At 61.3% G+C, this 15,461-nt stretch carries 18 protein-coding genes and 1 pseudogene; 16 read left to right on the top strand and 3 right to left on the bottom strand.

The window, feature by feature from the left end; all coding sequences use genetic code 11:
• Positions 1-45: 45 nt before the first annotated feature.
• The 5 genes from yajC (at position 46) to nlpI (ending at position 4,661) form a co-directional block, all read left to right on the top strand.
• On the top strand, positions 46-381 hold the full coding sequence (gene yajC / locus BN1134_RS13300) for a preprotein translocase subunit YajC (protein ID WP_042047797.1): 336 nt from the start codon (positions 46-48) through the stop codon (positions 379-381).
• 18 nt (positions 382-399) lie between these two features.
• Positions 400-2,244: a protein translocase subunit SecD gene (gene secD / locus BN1134_RS13295; protein WP_042047796.1), complete on the top strand. Its 1,845-nt coding sequence runs from the start codon at positions 400-402 to the stop codon at positions 2,242-2,244.
• A 10-nt stretch (positions 2,245-2,254) separates the two neighbouring features.
• Positions 2,255-3,202 carry a protein translocase subunit SecF gene (gene secF, locus BN1134_RS13290; RefSeq protein WP_042047794.1) on the top strand — a complete coding sequence of 316 codons (948 nt, stop codon included), beginning with the start codon at positions 2,255-2,257 and terminating at the stop codon, positions 3,200-3,202.
• A gap of 52 nt (positions 3,203-3,254) precedes the next feature.
• Positions 3,255-3,623 carry a rhodanese-like domain-containing protein gene (locus BN1134_RS13285; RefSeq protein ID WP_042047793.1) on the top strand — a complete coding sequence of 123 codons (369 nt, stop codon included), beginning with the start codon at positions 3,255-3,257 and terminating at the stop codon, positions 3,621-3,623.
• Positions 3,624-3,713: 90 nt separating this feature from the next.
• Complete coding sequence (nlpI, locus tag BN1134_RS13280; RefSeq protein ID WP_332309661.1) at positions 3,714-4,661, top strand: lipoprotein NlpI; 948 nt, start codon at positions 3,714-3,716, stop codon at positions 4,659-4,661.
• Positions 4,662-4,691: 30 nt separating this feature from the next.
• Here the strand turns inward: nlpI and BN1134_RS13275 are convergent, their stop codons facing one another.
• Together BN1134_RS13275 and ubiU are read right to left on the bottom strand one after the other, a co-directional pair.
• The gene (locus tag BN1134_RS13275) at positions 4,692-5,564 is read right to left on the bottom strand and encodes a U32 family peptidase (RefSeq protein WP_042047792.1); all 873 of its coding nucleotides are present in this window, start codon (positions 5,562-5,564) and stop codon (positions 4,692-4,694) included.
• 9 nt (positions 5,565-5,573) lie between these two features.
• Complete coding sequence (ubiU, locus tag BN1134_RS13270) at positions 5,574-6,569, bottom strand: ubiquinone anaerobic biosynthesis protein UbiU (protein WP_042047791.1); 996 nt, start codon at positions 6,567-6,569, stop codon at positions 5,574-5,576.
• 182 nt (positions 6,570-6,751) lie between these two features.
• On the opposite strand from ubiU, the gene ubiT reads away from it, so the two are divergent.
• Positions 6,752-7,282, top strand: coding sequence for a ubiquinone anaerobic biosynthesis accessory factor UbiT (gene ubiT / locus BN1134_RS13265; protein ID WP_042047790.1), 531 nt, complete (start codon positions 6,752-6,754; stop codon positions 7,280-7,282).
• Here the strand turns inward: ubiT and BN1134_RS13260 are convergent.
• Positions 7,232-7,651: a hypothetical protein gene (locus tag BN1134_RS13260; protein WP_042047788.1), complete on the bottom strand. Its 420-nt coding sequence runs from the start codon at positions 7,649-7,651 to the stop codon at positions 7,232-7,234. The two genes, ubiT and BN1134_RS13260, sit on opposite strands and share 51 nt — an antisense overlap.
• A gap of 176 nt (positions 7,652-7,827) precedes the next feature.
• On the opposite strand from BN1134_RS13260, the gene trmJ reads away from it, so the two are divergent.
• The 10 genes and pseudogenes from trmJ to BN1134_RS19355 all read left to right on the top strand — a co-directional run.
• On the top strand, positions 7,828-8,550 hold the full coding sequence (gene trmJ, locus BN1134_RS13255; RefSeq protein WP_042047786.1) for a tRNA (cytosine(32)/uridine(32)-2'-O)-methyltransferase TrmJ: 723 nt from the start codon (positions 7,828-7,830) through the stop codon (positions 8,548-8,550).
• Between the two features lie 91 nt (positions 8,551-8,641).
• A complete protein-coding gene (iscR, locus tag BN1134_RS13250; protein WP_042047785.1) occupies positions 8,642-9,145 on the top strand; it encodes a Fe-S cluster assembly transcriptional regulator IscR in 504 nt (167 codons plus the stop codon).
• Positions 9,146-9,199: 54 nt separating this feature from the next.
• Positions 9,200-10,414, top strand: coding sequence for an IscS subfamily cysteine desulfurase (locus tag BN1134_RS13245; protein WP_042047784.1), 1,215 nt, complete (start codon positions 9,200-9,202; stop codon positions 10,412-10,414).
• A gap of 34 nt (positions 10,415-10,448) precedes the next feature.
• Positions 10,449-10,835 (top strand): Fe-S cluster assembly scaffold IscU, encoded by a 387-nt coding sequence (iscU, locus tag BN1134_RS13240; RefSeq protein WP_042047782.1) that lies wholly within the window; start codon positions 10,449-10,451, stop codon positions 10,833-10,835.
• A gap of 15 nt (positions 10,836-10,850) precedes the next feature.
• Entirely contained in the window at positions 10,851-11,174 is a 324-nt protein-coding gene (gene iscA, locus BN1134_RS13235) for an iron-sulfur cluster assembly protein IscA (protein ID WP_042047781.1), read from the top strand.
• Between the two features lie 13 nt (positions 11,175-11,187).
• A complete protein-coding gene (hscB, locus tag BN1134_RS13230; protein WP_042047779.1) occupies positions 11,188-11,706 on the top strand; it encodes a co-chaperone HscB in 519 nt (172 codons plus the stop codon).
• Positions 11,707-11,712: 6 nt separating this feature from the next.
• Positions 11,713-13,554 (top strand): Fe-S protein assembly chaperone HscA, encoded by a 1,842-nt coding sequence (gene hscA / locus BN1134_RS13225; RefSeq protein WP_042047778.1) that lies wholly within the window; start codon positions 11,713-11,715, stop codon positions 13,552-13,554.
• A 2-nt stretch (positions 13,555-13,556) separates the two neighbouring features.
• Positions 13,557-13,895: an ISC system 2Fe-2S type ferredoxin gene (gene fdx, locus BN1134_RS13220; protein WP_042047776.1), complete on the top strand. Its 339-nt coding sequence runs from the start codon at positions 13,557-13,559 to the stop codon at positions 13,893-13,895.
• Positions 13,896-14,037: 142 nt separating this feature from the next.
• Positions 14,038-15,327 (top strand): aminopeptidase PepB, encoded by a 1,290-nt coding sequence (pepB, locus tag BN1134_RS13215; RefSeq protein ID WP_042047775.1) that lies wholly within the window; start codon positions 14,038-14,040, stop codon positions 15,325-15,327.
• Positions 15,324-15,461, top strand: a pseudogene (locus BN1134_RS19355) (aminopeptidase PepB); the annotation flags it as partial. The gene pepB and the pseudogene BN1134_RS19355, both read left to right, overlap by 4 nt.

Below are 15,461 nucleotides of genomic sequence, written 5' to 3'. Positions count from 1 at the left end.
TGTTGTGAACTCACGGATTTATCACTGACCAAAGAGGTTTTTTAAATGAGCTTTATCTCCAAGGCTTACGCTGACGCAGGCGCTGCGGCACCCCAGGGTGGCGGTATGGAAATGATCATCATGCTGGCCGTGTTCGGCCTTATCTTCTACTTCATGATCTACCGCCCGCAAGCCAAGCGCGTGAAGGAGCACAAGAACCTGATGAGCTCCCTGGCCAAGGGTGACGAAGTCCTCACTTCCGGTGGCCTGGTTGGCAAGATCGTCAAGGTCTCTACCGAGAACGACTACCTTGTGCTGGCACTGAACGAGCAGACCCAGATCACCATCAAGCGTGATTTCGTGACGGCCGTACTGCCCAAGGGCTCTCTCCAGTCCCTGTAATCTCCCAAGGAGCACAGCGTGCTAAACCGCTTCCCGCTGTGGAAAAACCTGATGGTGATCTTCGTGGTCGCCATCGGTTTTCTCTATGCAGCACCCAACCTATATGGCGAGGACCCGGCCTTGCAGATCTCCGCAAGTCGCGGAGCGCAAGTTGAGCTGGCTACCCTCGATCAGGTCCGGGAGCTTCTCTCCCAGGCCGGCATCGAACCCAAGCATGCCGCCTTCGAGAACGAGCAGATCCTGGTTCGCTTCAATAATACTGAGGCTCAGCTCAAGGCCCGCGACTTGGTGGCCGACAAGCTGGGTGATGACTTCGTTGTCGCCCTTAACCTGGCACCTTCCACGCCGGCCTGGCTGGAGAGCTTTGGTGCCGCCCCCCTCAAACTCGGTCTTGACCTGCGCGGTGGTGTGCACTTCCTGATGGAAGTGGACATGGCCGAGGCAATTGCCAAGCAGCAAGAGCAGATGGTGCAGGATTTCCGCTCCGAGCTGCGCAACGAGAAGATCCGTTACGCCGGTGTCAACCGCAGCGGCGATCAGGTGGTGGTGCGTTTTCGTGACGAAGAGAGTCTAGACAAGGCCCTCTCCCACCTGCGCCGCCAGTATCAGGATCTCGCCTTCAGCAGCGACACCAGCAACGGCCAGTTCAGCCTGCGGGCCGGCATGAGTGATCAGAAGCTCAAGGAGGTACGCAAGTACGCCCTGGAGCAGAACATCACCATCATCCGTAACCGGGTCAACGAGCTGGGCGTCGCCGAGCCGCTGGTGCAGCAGCAGGGTGCCGATCGTATCGTGGTCGAGTTGCCCGGCATCCAGGATACCGCGCGTGCCAAGGAGATCCTGGGCGCCACCGCGACCCTGGAGTTCCACATGGTCGATGAGACCGCCGACCCTCAGTCCGGTCGCGTTCCGCCCAGCTCCAAGCTCTACAACGATCGCCATGGCCGTCCTGTGGTGCTGCAAAAGCGCATCATCCTGACCGGCGATCATATCGTCGGAGCCCAGTCCGGTTTTGACGAGTACAGCCGTCCCCAGGTCAACATCAAGCTCGACAGTCAGGGTGGCAACAAGATGGCCGCCTTCACCAAGGACAACGTCGGCAAGGGCATGGCCACCGTCTTCATCGAATACAAGCCGGTCGGTGAGCCGGGTCCGGATGGCAAGCGCAAGTTCCGCAAGAATGAAGAGGTGATCAACGTCGCCACCATTCAATCGCGCCTGGGCAGCCAGTTCCGCATCACCGGTATCGACAACGCCAACGAAGCGCACAATCTGGCGCTGCTGCTGCGTGCCGGTGCCCTGATCGCCCCGATCCAGATCGTCGAAGAGCGCACCATTGGCCCTAGCCTGGGCCAGCAGAACATCGACAGTGGCTTGCAGGCCATGATGTGGAGCATGGTGTTCATCGTCCTGTTCATGGGCATCTACTACCGCGCCTTTGGCTGGGTCGCCAACCTGGCGCTCTCCCTCAACCTGGTGCTGCTGGTCGGGGTGATGTCGATGATTCCGGGGGCGACCATGACGCTGCCGGGGATCGCCGGTATCGTGCTGACCCTCGGTATGGCGATCGATGCCAACGTGCTGATCTACGAGCGGATCCGCGAAGAGCTGCGCGCCGGTCGCGGGGTACAGCAGGCCATCCATCTTGGCTTTGACCGTGCCTTCTCGACCATCGCCGACTCCAACATCACCTCGCTGATCACCGCCGTGATCCTGTTTGGTATCGGCACCGGCCCCATCAAGGGTTTTGCCCTGACCTTGGGTATCGGTCTGACCATCTCCATGTTCACGGCCATCACCGTCTCGCGCGCCATTATCAATCTGGCGTGGGGTGGGCGGCGTCTTGACAAGCTGCCTATCTGAGGGAATTGCGATGTTTCAGATCTTACATTTTGAGAAACCTATTCCCTTCATGAAGTATGCCAAGCCCGGCATGATCTTCTCTGCCGCGCTGATGGTGCTTTCGCTGGTGTGCGTGTTCCAGAAGGGGTTCAACTGGGGGCTCGATTTCACCGGTGGTACCATCATCGAGATCGGCTTCCAGCAGAGTGTCGAGCTGGACGAGGTGCGTGATGCCCTCGCCAACAACCAGATTGAAGGGGCGACCTTGCAGCACTTTGGCTCCAGCCAGGATGTGCTGATCCGTCTGTCCCCCCATGAAGGGGTTAAGGTGGAGGAGCAGGGGCGTCAGGTGTTGGCCGCTGCTCAGAAGGTCAATCCGGCCGCTACCCTGAAGCGGGTCGAGTTTGTCGGTCCCTCGGTGGGGGAAGAGCTGGCCACTGACGGTGCCCTGGCCATGCTGGCCTCGGTCATCTGTATCCTGCTCTACGTGGCGTTCCGTTTCGAGTGGCGTCTGGCCGTGGGGGGCATTGCCTCTCTGGTGCACGATATCGTCATCACCCTCGGCATCTTCGCCTGGTTCCAGATCGAGTTCGATCTGACCGTGGTGGCGGCCCTGATGACGGTGATCGGCTACTCGCTTAACGACACGATCGTGGTGTTTGACCGGTTGCGGGAAAACTTCCGCAAGATCCGCAAGGGGGACACCCCCTACATCCTGGATCTGTCGATGACCGAGACTCTGAGCCGGACCATCATCACCTCGGGGCTGACCTTCGTGGTGGTGATGGCGCTGTTCCTCAAGGGCGGCCCGTTGATCCACGGCTTCTCCACGGCCATGCTGGTCGGGGTGGGCTTTGGTACCTACTCCTCCATCTATGTGGCCAGTGCCCTAGCCATGTATCTCGGGGTCAAGCGTGAGCACATGCTGCCACCCCAGATTGAGAAGGAAGGGGCGGATCAGCAAGAGATCATGCCTTAATCTGATGAGCGCCCCAGCGGGCGCTCATTGTTTATCTGCAAGGGAGAATAAGATGCAGCATAATCCGCGTTTTTTGGCGCTGGTCGAACAGATCCGCCACCAGGTGCAGGAGACCGATATCCATCAGATCAAGCGCTGGATGGACGAAGGGCGTGACTTCATCCTCATCGACGTTCGTGAGGAGAGCGAGTGGGCCAAGGGCCACCTGCCCGGCGCCGTCTACCTCGGTAAAGGGGTGATCGAGCGCGACATCGAGACTCGTTATCCGGATCCAAACAGTGAACTCTACCTCTATTGTGGTGGTGGTTTTCGCTCCATTCTGGCGGCCGATGCCTTGCAAAAAATGGGGTATGGGAAGGTTGTGAGCGTGGATGGTGGCTTTCGTGGCTGGAATGAAGCCGGTTATCCCATTGAGGCCTGATTTATTTGCGTCTGGGTCTGGACTGCCACATGACAAACCGCGATCGGCCCTTTACCATAAGCGGGTAAAGCTAATGCAGCGGAGTTTTCGTTGAGCAACTGGAAAGGAATCAGGTACCTGCTCGGTATCCTGTTGGTGCTGTCCATCTGGGGATGCAGTAGCACCGATCATGTTGAGCCCCCCAAGCAGTCTCTGCCTCCTAAGCCGGAACCTGCCTCCCTCATTCTGGCGACGCCGTTGCAAGTCTCTTACCAGAGCGAGCTGGCGCTGGCCCGTCTTGGCCAGATGCTAAGTGAGATGGAGCTGACCAAGGAGCAGCGGGCCGAGCTCTTCTATGAGCGGGCCGTGGTGTTCGATCGCGTTGGTCTGCGTTCACTGGCCCGTCTCGACTTCACCCGAGCCCTGCGTGAGAAGCCTGATTTTGCCGAGGCTTACAACTTCATCGGCGTCTATCTGGTGCAGCAACAGAACTATGACGAGGCCTATGAGGCGTTCGATTCGGCGCTCGAGCTGGCCCCCGATTACGACTATGCCTACCTCAATCGTGGCATCGCCCTCTATTACGGCAACCGCCCCGATCTGGCCGCCTCCGACATCAAGCGTTTCTTCGAGGCTGAGCCGGAAGATCCCTACCGGGTTCTCTGGTTGTTCCTGGCGGAAGCCAAGCTCGATGCCGACCGGGCCAAGCGTAACATGCGCGAGCGTTACGAGAAGTACCACGATAGCAGCTGGAATTGGGATCTGGTGCGCCTGTACTTGGGCGATCTGACCCCGACCCAGTTGATGGGCAACGTCATCAAGGGGGTGAAGGAGAATCGCGATCTGGCCGAACGCCTGTGCGAGACCTACTTCTACCTCGGCAAGCTGGAGCTCGCCAAGGGCAACCGCAAAGAGGCCATCAGCTACTTCAAGCTGGCCCTTGCCAACAACGTCTATGACTTCATCGAGCATCGCTATGCCCTGCTCGAGCTGGATCTGATGTCGCGCAAGCGGCAAAACAGCACCGACGTCAGTGCAAAAAAACAGGCCTCAATCTGAGGCCTGTTTTTTTATCCGTAGCGCGTCGTTTCAAGAGACCAACTGCATGCCCGGGATCTGGCGCCAGTAGCCGTTGCAGTCCTGCTGCGTCGCCAGTGGCTGGGGGGCATGGCCCTGCTGGTTGGCACGAAAGCGCTCGATCCAGGTCAGGGTGTCGTCTCCCTGCGGGCTGAGCCTGACCACATCGACCAAGTCAGCCATGGAAGGGAGATCGTTGATCAGGTTGTAGCAGTAGCCTGACTGGGTCTGGATGCCGTTGAGATTGAAGACGCTCTCCCCCTCGCGGCTGCTGGCGATGCGTCCGGTCGGGTAGTCGATGCAGGCCAGCTCGCACTGATCCTTGGGCCGATCGAGAGAGCGGGCGGTGAAGCAGCGAGCCGAGTAGGCGAGCGGCAGATGGCCGTAGGCAAACACCTCCACCTCGAATTCACGGCGCAGCGGCCCGCACTCTTCCACCAGCGCGACCAGCCAGTCACGGGATAGCTCCACCGGCATGACCCAGCGCTTCATACCCTGGCGCAGCAGCATGCGCAGCACCTCGGTGTTGTAGGCGTTGATGGCCGGGCCACAGACAAAAGGCACCGACGCCTCGGCGGCAAGTTGCACGGCGCCAAGGTCATTGGCCTCGATCATCCACTCACCGTTGTCCACCATGCGTTTGACCTCCTTGAGTTCGGAGGGGGCGCTGATGAGGGCCAGCGTGGAGAGGACGACCTGCTTGCCAGCATCACTCATGTCACGGGCAAGGGTCAGCCAGTCATCGGCTTTCAGTTCGCGGCGCTTGCTGCACACGGTCTCACCGAGGTAGATGACATCGGCACTGCTGTGAGCGGCACGTTGATAGAAGGCGCGGGTCGTGGCGGCAGGCCAGTAAAAGAGCAGGGGTCCGAGAGAATATTTCATATGGCCTCCTTACTGCCACTTGCGGTGATAGGCGCCGAGGGTGGTCTGGCTCCCCTCGGAGACGCGGGCGAGCTGGGCATCCCATTCGGGTTTGACCTGGTAGCGCTCGGGATCGGCGCGATAGGCATCGATGGCGGCGCGCCACACCCGGGTGACTTGCTCCACATAGGCCGGACTGCGCTGGCGCCCCTCGATCTTGACCGACTGGATCCCGGTGGCAAACAGCTCTGGCAGCAGCGCCAAGGTGTTGAGGCTGGTCGGCTCCTCGAGGGCATGATAGAGCTGGCCATCGACCTCGAAGCGCCCCTTACACAGGGTCGGGTAGCCGGCATTCTCTCCGGGACCATAGCGATCGATGAGCACTTCATTCAGGCGTGACTCGAGCCCTGCCGGCGTCTCTTCCCAACGCACAAACTTGGCCGGTGAGCAGGCTCCGACCGTGTTGGGGCTCTCGCCGGTGAGGTAAGAAGAGAGGTAGCAACGCCCTTCGGCCATGATGCAGAGGCTGCCGAACGCAAAGACTTCGAGGCCGATATCTGTTTCGCGGGCCAGCTGCTTGACCTGATGCAGGGAGAGCACTCGCGGCAGCACCACCCGCTTGACGTTGAACTGCTGCTGATAAAAACGGATCGCGGCGGCATTGGTGGCCGAGGCTTGCACCGAGACGTGCAGCTCCATGTCGGGGTAGGTGCGGCTGGCGTAATCGAGAATGGCCAGATCGGCGATGATGAGGGCGTCGGCGCCGAGGGCGGCCCCTTTGTCGACCGCCTGCTTCCAGCGGGCATCGGCCCCCGGATGAGCGAAGGTATTGATGGCGATGTGCAGCTTGCGACCATGGTCGTGAACATACTGCACTGCCCGCTCCAGTTTGCCGCCATCGAAGTTGAGCCCAGCGAAGTGGCGGGCATTGGTATCATCCTTGAAGCCGATGTAGACAGCATCGGCGCCGTTGTCTACGGCGCTCTTCAGGGCCGGCAGATTGCCTGCCGGGCAGAGTAATTCCATCAGTGGGCTCCCTGATCGTGAAAATGGCCCGATTGTAGGCAGGGGCGCGCTGCGCGGTTTTGACCTGAGGCAGCTTTACGTGGCTTTTCCCCCTATGGGTTAGGTGGCAGAAGTTTGATTTTCAACAGGATCCACCGGCACGCTCTGTGCTTGAATGCGGCAAAATCAACAGGAGATCTCCCGTGCTTTTGCAACTGCAACGTCGTCTGGTCGAGCAGGCCCCCCACTTTCTGCGTCATCCCCTCAAACTGGTGCCCCGCGCCTTGCAAAGCCGGGTGATGGAGACCCTGCTGGCCAAGGTCTTTCATGAGGCCATCGCAGAGGGAGACTTTGATTTTCTGGCGGGGCGCTGGCTCAAGGTTGCGGTGACCGATCTCGAGTTGTGCTGGTTTATCACTTTGCAGGAAGGGGTACTGAAAGTGGCCCCCGAATGTGCCGAGATCGACGTGAGCTTCAGCGGGGAGGCCAATGACTTGCTGCTGATCGCCGGACGCAAGGAAGACCCGGATGCCCTCTTTTTCCAGCGTCGCCTCAAGATTGAAGGGGATACCGAGCTTGGACTCGAGGTCAAAAACCTGCTCGACAGTCTCGACATGAGTGCGCTACCGGCTCTCATCAAGTACCCATTGGCCGATCTGGCCGAGTTGGTTTGCCGGGTGCGTTCAGCGCCGCAGCAAGGAGCGGCGGGCGGTGAGCCCTCGGTGGCGCCGTAACTGGCGAGTCAATCCGGTGGCATGATGACGACGGCGCTGGCGCAGCAGCAGGCAGCGCAGTGCCCACCCCCCCGGCAGCAGTGCAAGCCAGGGGCCGTACAGGGGCCAGTGGCTCAACAGCAGAGCCAGTAACAGCAGCAGGAAGGGTTGCAGTTCGTAGAGCCACTCTGGTTTCAGCCAGCGCCGGGCAGGATAAATGACCAGATCGGTGCGGCGGTAGTTTGAGCGCATGACCCAGATCAGGGTGCCGCTGCCAAGCAACAGGATGCCCGCCAGCCACAGTAGTGGTTGATCACCCAGTGCTAGCGCCGCACTGCCACCCAAGAGGCAGAGCGGTGGCAGACTCTCATAGAGAGGGCGCACCAGCATGATATTCTCCTCATGATGTCACCCACTTCAGTCTAGGAGAGGGGGAAGGGGGGACTAAGATCGATTGATGCTATCTGCTCGCAGTTTGTGCGTTTGCCCCACCTTTCGACTGACCAATTTCGCCTTTCCTATGCTACAATTGCGCGCTGTCATTTCGAGACAAGACACAACAGGTCATGCTGGATCAGGTTCGTATCGTACTGGTAAACACCTCCCATACCGGCAACATGGGCTCTGCCGCCCGGGCCATGAAGACCATGGGGTTGAGCAACTTGGTGTTGGTCGATCCCCAGGCGCTGCCCGATGGTAATGCCAACGCCCTGGCCGCAGGGGCCAGCGACATTCTGGCGCGCGCCCGTATCGTCCCCACTGTGGATGAAGCGATTGCTGGCTGTGGTCTGGTGATCGGTACCAGCGCCCGCTCCCGCACCTTGAGCTGGCCCATGCTGGGGCCACGCGAAGCAGGGCTGAAGCTGGTCGAGGAGGGGCGCCGTCATCCGGTGGCGCTGGTGTTCGGTCGTGAGCGTACCGGCCTGACCAACGACGAGCTGCAAAAGTGTCACTATCACGTGGCTATTCCGGCGAACCCGGAGTACAGTTCGCTCAACTTAGCCATGGCGGTTCAGACCCTCTGCTATGAGGTGCGCATGCACTGGCTGGAGGGGGCCTCCCCCGCTGAAGAGGAGCCGGTCGATTACCCGAGCGCCGATGTGCTTGAGGGGTTCTATCACCATCTCGAACGCACCTTATTGCACACTGGCTTCATCAGTGAAGGGCATCCCGGCCAAGTGATGAATAAACTGCGCCGTCTGTTCAATCGGGCTCGACCCGAGACGGTTGAACTCAATATCCTGCGCGGCATTCTGACTTCAGTGCAAAAACCCCATCCGCCCAGATAATTCCTACTGGAATGCTCAACCATATTCTTGACTAAATTAGTCGGGTATGTGAGCATGCAGATCAGTGAGTTATGCGAGATGGTAAAGCACCATGAGACTGACATCTAAAGGACGTTATGCAGTAACCGCCATGCTGGATGTAGCATTACATGCTGATACCGGGCCGGTTCCCCTGGCGGATATTTCGGAACGTCAGGGTATCTCCCTCTCCTACCTGGAGCAGCTGTTTGCTCGTCTGCGTAAACACGGTCTGGTGCAGAGCGTGCGCGGTCCGGGCGGTGGTTATCGTCTCGGCATGGCTGCCGATGCGATCTCGGTGGGTCAGGTGATCAGCGCCGTTGACGAGTCGGTCGATGCCACCAAATGCCTCGGTAAGGGTGACTGCCACGGTGGTACCCAATGCCTCACTCACTCCCTGTGGCGGGATCTGAGTGAGCGGATTTCCAGTTTTCTCGGCGAGATCACTCTGGCCGAGCTGGTGCGCCAGGCGGATGTCCGCCGTATCTCCAGCAAGCAGGATCAGCATCATCACAATGTGCTGACACTGGGAGATCGCACCGAACCGAGCAATATGAGCTTGAAAGTCCAACTATAAGCGTGCTTTCTGCAACCCATGGCCAGTGGGGTCCCGGTTGTAACGGAGAAAAACATGAAACTGCCTATTTACCTTGATTATTCGGCTACCTGTCCGGTTGACCCGCGCGTCGCAGAGAAGATGATGCAGTGTTTGACCATGGACGGTCTGTTCGGCAACCCGGCTTCCCGCTCGCACCGTTTCGGTTGGCAGGCGGAAGAGGCGGTCGATCTGGCCCGTAATCATGTGGCAGAGCTGATCGGTGCCGACCCGCGCGAAATTGTCTTCACTTCTGGCGCGACCGAATCCGACAACCTGGCTATCAAGGGCGTGGCCCACTTCTATGCCGGCAAAGGCAAGCACATCATCACCTCCAAGACCGAACACAAGGCGGTGCTCGACACCTGCCGTCAACTGGAGCGTGAAGGGTTTGAGGTGACCTACCTCGAGCCGATGCCCAACGGCCTGTTCACCCTCGAGATGATCGAAAACGCCATGCGTGACGATACCATCCTGGTGAGCATGATGCATGTGAACAACGAGATTGGCGTTATCCAGGATATCAAGGGCATCGGTGAGCTGTGCCGTGCCCGCAAGGTGCTGCTGCACGTGGACGCGGCCCAGAGCGCCGGCAAGGTCGAGATCGACGTCGAAGCGATGAAGATCGACCTGCTCTCGCTGTCCGCCCACAAGATTTACGGCCCCAAGGGGATCGGTGCCCTCTACGTGCGTCGCAAGCCGCGCGTACGTATCGAAGCCCAGATGCACGGTGGCGGTCACGAGCGCGGCATGCGTTCCGGTACCCTGCCGACCCACCAGATCGTGGGCATGGGCGAAGCCTTCCGCATTGCCAAAGAAGAGATGGCCGACGAGATGGCGCGCATGCGTCACCTGCGGGATCGCCTGTGGAACGGCCTGAAGGACATCGAAGAGGTCTATGTCAACGGCGACATGGCCCATCGCGTGGTGAGCAACCTTAACGTCAGCTTCGCTTACGTGGAAGGGGAGTCCCTCATCATGGCCCTCAAGGATCTGGCGGTCTCTTCCGGCTCGGCCTGTACCTCGGCCAGCCTTGAGCCTTCTTATGTGCTGCGTGCACTGGGCATGAACGACGAGCTGGCACACAGCTCCATCCGTTTCTCCATCGGTCGCTTCACCACCGAAGAAGAGATCGATTATGCGGTCAAGTTGATCCGCGACTCCATCGGCCGTCTGCGTGAGATGTCCCCCCTGTGGGAGATGTTCAAGGACGGGGTGGATCTGAACACAGTCGAATGGGCCCACCACTGAGAAGTGGGTTGACGGAATCTGCAGGAGTTAAGTTATGGCTTACAGCGAAAAGGTCATTGACCACTACGAAAACCCCCGCAACGTCGGTGGGTTCGACAAGAACGATCCGAGCATCGCCACCGGCATGGTGGGGGCGCCGGCATGCGGCGACGTGATGAAGCTGCAACTGAAGATCAACGAAGAGGGCGTCATCGAGGATGCCAAGTTCAAGACCTACGGTTGTGGTTCCGCCATCGCCTCCAGCTCCCTGGTGACCGAATGGGTCAAGGGGAAGACGCTGGATGAAGCGGCGTCGATCAAGAACACCGACATCGCCGAAGAGCTGGCTCTTCCTCCGGTGAAGATCCACTGCTCCATCCTGGCGGAGGATGCCATCAAGGCCGCCATCGCCGATTACAAGCAAAAGAAAGGTATTGCCTGAGCCCGGAGTTAACGTATGGCCATTTCCATGACAGACGCCGCGGCAGCTCGGGTCGCCTCTTTTCTGACTAACCGGGGCAAGGGCATCGGCCTGCGCCTCGGCGTCAAGACAACCGGTTGCTCGGGTCTGGCCTACGTGCTGGAGTTTGTCGATGAGCTCGGTGCCGAAGATCTGGTCTTCGAGCAAAATGGTGTCAAGATCATCGTCGACGGCAAGAGCCTCATCCACCTGGACGGAACCGAACTCGATTTCGTCAAGGAGGGGCTCAACGAAGGCTTCAAGTTCAATAACCCCAACTCCAAGGGGGAGTGTGGCTGCGGCGAGAGCTTCAGCGTCTGATCGGAGCCGCCTCATGAACCATTTTGAGCTGTTTGGCCTGCCGCAGGGGTTCCCGCTCGACGCGGCGGCCCTAGCCGATACCTACCGTCGGCTGCAGGCTCAATTCCACCCTGATCGCTTCGCCGCTGCCCCGGAAGGGGAGCGGCTGATTGCGGTTACCCGCGCCGCCCAGATCAACGAGGCGTACGCCACCCTCAAGTCCCCGCTGCGCCGTGCCGAGTACCTGCTCTCTTTGCACGGTCATGACATTCGCGGTGAATCCCAAACCCTGCAGGACAGAACCTTTCTGATGCAGCAGATGGAGTGGCGTGAGGCCCTCGAGGAGCTGCGCTTTGCCGATGACGTGGAAGGGGCCATCGACGCCTTTCGCCGTGAAATCAAAGGCGAGCACAAGGTGCTGATGACCGCGTTGGAGCGGCATTTGGCGACGCGTTCGTGGGATGCGGCTGTGGATGCGGTACGCAAGCTCAAGTTTGTCGACAAGATGCTCGAGGAGCTGGAACGCCTCGAGGATTCCCTGCTGGAACTGTAATTACCCATGGCATTACTGCAAATCGCCGAGCCGGGCCAGAGCGCCGCGCCTCATCAGCACAAACTCGCCGTTGGCATCGATCTTGGTACCACCAACTCACTGGTGGCCGCAGTGCGCAGCGGCAAGGTCGAGACGCTGACCGACCACGAGGGCTTCGATATCCTGCCCTCTGCCGTTCACTATCAGGACGCGGCTATCCGCGTCGGTCGTCAGGCCAAGCTGGATGCCGCCCTGGACCCGGAAAACACCATCGTCTCGGTCAAGCGGCTGATGGGCAAGGCCCTCGGTGATGTACGCCGCGATCGCCTGCCGTACCGCTTCGCCGAAGGGGAGGGGGTGCCGCACATCCTCACCCGCCAGGGGCCGGTCAACCCGGTACAGGTCTCGGCCGAGATCCTCAAGGCCTTGGCCGCTCGTGGCCGTGAAACCCTGGGCGGCGAGCTGGACGGGGTGGTCATCACTGTGCCTGCCTACTTCGACGATGCCCAGCGCCAGGGCACCAAGGATGCGGCCCGCTTAGCTGGCCTGCATGTGCTGCGGCTGCTCAACGAGCCGACCGCTGCCGCCATTGCCTATGGCCTCGACTCGGGCCAGGAGGGGGTGATTGCCGTCTACGATCTCGGTGGCGGCACATTCGACATCTCGATCCTGCGCCTTAATCGCGGGGTGTTCGAGGTGATGGCGACGGGGGGGGACTCCGCCCTCGGCGGCGATGATTTTGACCACCTGCTGGCGGACTGGATCCGTGACCAAGCCGGCTGCGAAACCCTGAGCGCGGGTGAGCAGCGCCGCCTGCTCGATCTGGCCTGCGACACCAAGCAGCGCCTGACCGACGAGGCCGCCGTGACGGTCAGCTTCGCCGGCTGGCAGGGCGAGGTGAGCCGCGAGCTGTTCAACGAGCTGACCCTGCCCCTGGTCAAGCGCACCCTGCTGGCCTGTCGCCGCGCCCTCAAGGACGCCGGTGTGGAGGCGATGGATGTGCTCGAGGTGGTGATGGTCGGCGGCTCGACCCGGGTGCCCCTGGTGCGCGAGAAGGTGGGCGAGTTCTTCGGCCGCACACCGCTCACCAGCATAGATCCGGACAAGGTGGTGGCGATTGGCGCTGCCGTGCAGGCCGATATCCTGGTCGGCAACAAGCCCGATGCCGAAATGCTGCTGCTCGACGTCATCCCGCTCTCCCTGGGGCTCGAGACCATGGGGGGGCTGGCCGAGAAGGTGATCCCGCGCAACACCACCATACCGGTGGCCCGCGCCCAGGAGTTCACCACCTTCAAAGATGGCCAGACTGCCATGATGATCCACGTGGTGCAGGGGGAGCGTGAACTGGTGGCGGACTGCCGTTCCCTGGCGCGCTTCACCCTGACCGGCATTCCGCCGATGGCTGCCGGTGCGGCCCACATCCGGGTCACCTTCCAGGTCGATGCCGACGGCCTGCTGTCGGTCACCGCCATGGAGAAATCCTCCGGCGTGCAGGCCGAGATCCAGGTCAAGCCCTCCTACGGGCTGGGCGAGGGGGAGATCCTCTCCATGCTGCAATCCTCCATCGAGAACGCCAAAGAGGACATGGATGCCCGCATGCTGGCTGAGCAGCAGGTGGAGGCCGACCGGGTGATCGAGAGCCTCAACGCCGCGCTGGCTGCCGACGGTGATGCCCTGCTCGATGCGAGCGAGCTGGCCGCATTGCGCGCCAAGGTGGACGCTCTGGTGGCGGTACGCCAGCAGGGCAGCACAGATCAGATCAAGGCCGCCATCGAGGCAACCGATGCGGCCAGCGCCGAGTTTGCCGCCCGCCGGATGGACGCCTCCATCCGCAAGGTGCTGACCGGCCAGAACGTAGACAAGGTGTAACCATGCCGAAAATTGTTGTATTGCCCCATGCCGATCTCTGCCCCGATGGCGCCGTTTTGGAGGCCAAGGAGGGGGAGACCATCCTCGACGTGGCCCTGCGTAACGGCATCGAGGTGGAGCACGCCTGTGAGAAGTCCTGCGCCTGCACCACCTGCCACTGCGTGGTGCGCGAAGGGTTTGACTCCCTCGACCCGAGCGACGAGCTGGAAGATGACATGCTGGACAAGGCCTGGGGCCTCGAGCCCGAGTCCCGTCTCAGTTGCCAGGCCAAGGTGACCGACGAGGATCTGGTGGTGGAGTTCCCGAAATACACCGTCAACCTCGCCTCCGAGCGCCACTGAGTGACGCTGTGGTGATGCTGCCGCAATGAGATGGTGAGAGGCCGTAGCCCTTTGGGGCTGCGGCCTTTTTGTTGCCGCAGCGACTGATATGAGCCATGCGCCGCCTCTGCCGGCGCAGCAGACAATAAGGAAGCAAATCACGATGGCTGACATGATGAAGGTACTGCTCGGCACCGCCCCTGCCCCTGCATACTGGGGCGAGGGGGCGCTGCTGAGCTTCTCCGGCGATAGCGCCACTGTCCATGTCGATGGGGATGCCCTGCGCGCCGTGCAGCGCGCCGGCCGCCGCCTCGAGTCCTCCGGGATCCGCCAGGTACGGCTGGCCGGTGAGGGGTGGGATCTGGAGCGCCGCTTCGCCTTTGCCCAGGGCTTCTATGCGGCCAAGGGCAATCGCGAGCTGGACTTCGGTGAGCAGAGCGACGAGGAGGCCCGAGCCCTCGGCGGTCTGCTCAAGGCGACCCAGTGGGTGCGCGAGGTGACCAACGGCTGCCCGGAGGAGATCTACCCCATGGCGCTGGCCGAGTCGGCGCTACTGCTCATTCGCAGCATTGCCGGTGACAAGGTGACCGCCCGCATCACGGCTGGTGAAGCGCTCCAAGAATCGGGTCACATCGGCATCTGGTCGGTGGGGCGCGGCAGCGAGCGTGAGCCGGTGCTGCTCGAGCTCGACTACAACCCCACGGGTCAGGATGACGCGCCGGTGGCGGCGGCCCTGGTGGGCAAGGGGATCACCTTCGATTCGGGCGGCTACTCGATGAAGTCCTCTGACAACATGCTGCCGATGAAGTCCGACATGGGCGGCGCCGCCATGGTGACCGGCGCGCTGGCACTTGCCATCAGCCGGGGCCTCGACAAGCGGGTCAAGCTCATTCTCTGCTGCGCCGAGAACCTGGTGTCGGGCCACGCCTTCAAGCTCGGCGACATCCTCACCTATCGCAACGGCCTGTCGGTCGAGATCCAGAACACCGACGCGGAAGGTCGTCTGGTGCTGGCCGACGGCCTGCTCTGCGCCGTCGACTGCGGCGCTCCCTACATCCTCGATGCCGCGACCCTGACCGGGGCGGCCAAGATGGCGCTGGGACGCGACTACAACGCCGTGTTTGCCCTCGACGAGAGCGAGTCGGCCCGGTTGCTCGGCGCCGCCCGCCGCGAAAACGAGAAGGCCTGGCCGCTGCCGCTCGAGCCCTGGCATCAAGGACAACTCGGCTCGTCGTTTGCCGATATGGGCAACGTGGCGAGTGCCGAAGGGACTGCCGGAGCCAGCACGGCTGCCGCCTTCTTGTCGCGCTTCGTGCGGGCCGGCGGTGCCGGTTGGGTGCACATGGACTTGTCCGCCTCCTACCAGAAGTCGGGTAACGATCTCTGGGCCGTCGGCGCCAAGGGGCACGGCCTGCGCACCATCGCCGCCTGGCTTGGGGAGGTGTGCGCATGAACATCTGGTTGAGCCGGGAGCCGGCAGCGCCGGAGTGGGGGGAGGGGGCGCTGCTCTCGTGGCGTCAGGACGGTATTGCCATCCACCTTGGGCACACCCCGCTTGAGGCGATCCAGCAGGCGGCGCGCCGCCTG

Source organism: Aeromonas simiae (genome assembly GCF_000820125.1).
GTDB classification, from domain to species: domain Bacteria; phylum Pseudomonadota; class Gammaproteobacteria; order Enterobacterales; family Aeromonadaceae; genus Aeromonas; species Aeromonas simiae.
The sequence above is the reverse complement of the archived record's forward strand: the minus strand, read 5'-3'. Positions and strand labels throughout refer to the sequence as shown.